Here is a 494-nt window from a genome sequence, read left to right on the forward strand (position 1 = left end):
CCGGCACCAGGAACAGGCCGTTCTTCTTGAGCTCCTTGTGACCGACGTCGGTCAGCGTCTCCATGACGTTCTTGACGTCGCGCTTGGAAAGCTCTGTGGCGGTCGCAATCTTTTCGATCAACTGCGATTTGGACATTTGGGTTGCCATCGTGTCTCCTCTGATTCGTGACGGCTGCATATTAGACCAACCGGCGAAGGCCTATAGCCTTCTGCACAGTTTTGTCGCGGTTTTACGGGCTTTTTTGGCCCCATGTGGCAAAAAACCCTGCGTTTTAGCTGCTTCCGGAGCGGAAGAAGCCTCGAGCAGCGGATTTTGCCTTGTTTCAAAGGCCCGCACGCAACCTTGCTAAAGCTGATTCGCCGCTTTCGACAAGCGACGAGCTTCGCTCGCGCTAGATGCGCTCGATGATGATGGCCGGCGCCATGCCGCCGGCGGCGCACATGGTGACGAGACCACGCTTGAGGTCGCGCCGTTCGAGCTCGTCGAGCACGGT

2 protein-coding genes are annotated in these 494 nt (G+C 57.7%); both read right to left on the reverse strand.

Annotated elements, in window-relative coordinates:
• A partial coding sequence (locus tag AABA86_RS32955; RefSeq protein WP_338309720.1) for an HU family DNA-binding protein occupies positions 1-148 on the reverse strand: 148 nt, incomplete at its 3' end.
• 244 nt (positions 149-392) lie between these two features.
• Positions 393-494 (reverse strand): hypothetical protein (locus AABA86_RS32960; protein ID WP_338309721.1); only part of this gene is annotated, 102 nt, incomplete at its 5' end.

Origin of the sequence: Bradyrhizobium sp. TM233, from assembly GCF_036247965.1 — a bacterium.
Classification (GTDB): domain Bacteria; phylum Pseudomonadota; class Alphaproteobacteria; order Rhizobiales; family Xanthobacteraceae; genus Bradyrhizobium; species Bradyrhizobium ottawaense.